This is a genomic window from Paenibacillus sp. 01L418, assembly GCF_056400045.1.
In genome coordinates this window covers 1-2992 of record NZ_JBFTSN010000610.1, presented here as the reverse complement: position 1 = coordinate 2992, position 2992 = coordinate 1, and the positions used below count along the sequence as shown (strand labels likewise).

At 45.9% G+C, this 2992-nt stretch carries 3 protein-coding genes; all 3 read right to left on the bottom strand.

Going from position 1 to position 2992, the window contains the following annotated elements:
• A partial coding sequence (gene panB / locus AC1DSE_RS33550) for a 3-methyl-2-oxobutanoate hydroxymethyltransferase (protein ID WP_477528939.1) occupies positions 1-645 on the bottom strand: 645 nt, incomplete at its 3' end.
• 256 nt (positions 646-901) lie between these two features.
• Positions 902-1876, bottom strand: a complete 975-nt coding sequence (locus AC1DSE_RS33545; protein WP_477509634.1) for a biotin--[acetyl-CoA-carboxylase] ligase — start codon at positions 1874-1876, stop codon at positions 902-904.
• Positions 1877-1928: 52 nt separating this feature from the next.
• A partial coding sequence (locus AC1DSE_RS33540; RefSeq protein WP_477528938.1) for a tRNA nucleotidyltransferase/poly(A) polymerase-related protein occupies positions 1929-2992 on the bottom strand: 1064 nt, incomplete at its 5' end.

Here is a 2992-nt window from a genome sequence, read left to right as displayed (position 1 = left end):
CACTTGGCCATCGCAGCCGCGACCTGCGCCAATTCCGATAATCGGAATGGAAAGCATTTCGCTGATCATTGTAGCGATTGGTTCAGTTACTAGTTCAAGAACGATACTGAAAGCACCTGCTTCTTCCAGCGCCTTCGCATCTTTCACTAGCTGCTCCACTTCGGCATCTAATTTACCTTGCACTTTGTACCCGCCAAGCTGATGAACCGATTGTGGCGTCAGGCCGATATGCCCCATAACAGGTATGCCTGCTTTGACAAGCGCGGATACATCAGATGCAATTTCAACGCCACCCTCCAGCTTTACAGCCTGAGCACCGCCTTCTTGCATAATTTTCGCAGCATTGCGCAGTGTTGCTTCACGTCCAATGCCATAAGTCATGAAGGGCATATCAGCAACGATAAACGTTTGCTGGGCACCCCTAGCAACTGCTCTTGTATGATAAACAATGTCATCAATGGTTACCGGGATGGTAGTCTCATATCCAAGTACAACGTTCCCGAGTGAATCTCCAACCAAAATGACATCAATTCCAGCTTCTTCAGCAAGCTTGGCTGAAGGATAATCGTAAGCTGTCAAAACGGAAATCGCATTGCGGTCCTGCTTCATCTTCTTAATTTTTGTAATCGTCAGTCGTTTCCTCATCAGCTTTCATCCTCCCGTTCAATGATAGGATAAACACAAAAAAACCTTTTAGCCGCTGCCAAAAAGGTCCCCAAACTGAAAAGGAAACGTTTGCTTGTTGTGCTTCCTTCTGTCTCGGTCCCTACGGCTCAGAGCAGAGTGTGCATTCCCAACCATTTACATCGTATTTTTTATCATCAGTGCAGCTTCCTTAGAATACCGCCTGATGACTTTAGTTTACCAAACTTTCTTCATTACGTAAACGACTTGTAATGCGTTATAGAGGTTCGCCCATCTCTGCAGAGAAAACAGGCTTAATGGAGCCGTCCTCCAGTTGAATGCGAATAGCTCCGCTCTCTTCTAGTCCAATCGGAACTCCAACCAATTCGCCTTGTGGGGTTGTAAGGCGCACCGTTTTGCCCAAAGATACGGACAAAGCTTCCCATAACGTTACAATCGGGCTAAAGCCTTGCTCCTGATAGAGGAAATACAACTGCTCCCATTCCTTCAGAAAATCAGCAATAACTTCTTCTCTTGACCATTTTTGCTGACCGCTGATGCGAAGTGATGTTGCTTTCTCCAGCAATTCCACTGGGTAATCAGCTTCTTCTAGATTTACGCTAATACCTATCCCTGCAATAACATATCGAAGTCTTTCGTCTTCTGCTGCTGATTCAAGCAAAATACCGCTAATTTTTTTACCTTCAATTAGCAAATCATTGGGCCATTTAATTCCAATTGGCAGCCCAGTTAAACGCTTCAGGCTGCGGCATAACGCTACCGCTGTCAATAAGGTAAGCTGCGGTGCAAAATGAATCGGTACGGAAGGACGCAGCACCATGCTCATCCAAATGCCTTTGCCGCGCGGCGAGATCCATCCTCGTCCCATTCGGCCGCGGCCTTTAACCTGCTGCTCAGCAACGAATAAGGTACCCTCCAAGGCGCCTTCTTCTGCTGCAGCACGAGCAAGATTTTGAGTGGATTCCACCGTTTCAAAATATTGAATATGCTGTCCAAATATGTTGCCTTGCAGCTGATTTTCAAGTTTCTCTACAGACAGCATGTCCGGTATGCTTAGAAGTCGATAACCAAGACGTCTTGAAGCTTCAAATTGATAACCAGCCGCTTCAAGCTTGCGAATATGCTTCCATATCGCTGTTCTGCTGACGCCGAGCTCTTGGCTAATGTTTTCTCCGGACACATATTCACCTGGTTTGTCTACAAACAATTGAAGCAAGAGCTCCTGATTCATCTGCGCGTGCCTCCTAAAATAATGCAAAACAATCTGCTGTGAATGTTATTGTTCATCGCTCGAGCGACGCTTGCTCAAGCAAAACATTTCGTTCATTCTCAATCTCACCGAGTGCTGTTAGCAATAGTAATTTGCTTAATGTTTCACTAACCCATGGTCCAGCATCTCGTTGCAAATGATTTGTTAGATCCTTGCCGGTCACTTTAAGCTGCTTAAGTGATGAAACGGTCAATAAATCAATCCAGTTCTCCAAACGTCTTAGAAACGCAGCAGTGAAGGCTAGCTCTTGCTTCTCTAGCGTTCGCATAACATGAATCCATTCGCCGCAAATCCCTTTTCCATAACGAATGACAAGGCTTAACCAGCTCGAGTGAAGCTCACGCTCATTAGTTTGCGTCGAGACAACTAGCATTTCTTTATGTATCGCTACAATTGTACTTATGGTCTTACTGCGCGTATTTGAAAATTTCAACACTTGCAGCGCCTGCTGCGCTGCCTCAACAGATAAATGCAACCCTATTGACAGTGCCGCCCAGCGAGAATCAACAGCTGTCAGCTCATGCAAGCGAGAATAAATCGTTTGTGCTTGGTCTCCGTGTCCCATCTCTTTCAGCGATAACAATGTTTCTTCATGGAAGGACTCCTTCAAATGAAACAAAAGTCCGCTTGCGGCAACAAAATGCAGCGCTCTTTGCGGAGCAGTTCCAGCTACCATTTTATCTAGCTCGACTTGCACACGCTCCATCGCAATATAATTTAACAGCTCGCGATAACGAATGACTGCTTTCCATGTTCGCAGCGAAGGAGTGAGCCTGTAGACGCCAATAAATCTGACCGCTCTTAACATACGAAGCGCATCCTCTTGAAAACGTGCGTTCGGATCGCCGACTGAGCGAAGCCTCTTGGACTGCAAATCATAAATTCCGCCATATGGATCATAAAGCGTACCATCGCTATAAAGCGCCATCGCGTTCATCGTAAAATCACGGCGCAGCAAATCACCGTCAAGTTCGGTAATATAAAGGACACTTTCTGGCTTGCGATGATCCTCATATGCAGATTCTTGCCTAAACGTCGTCACTTCATATGTGATGTTGTCTTGTATAACCGTTATCG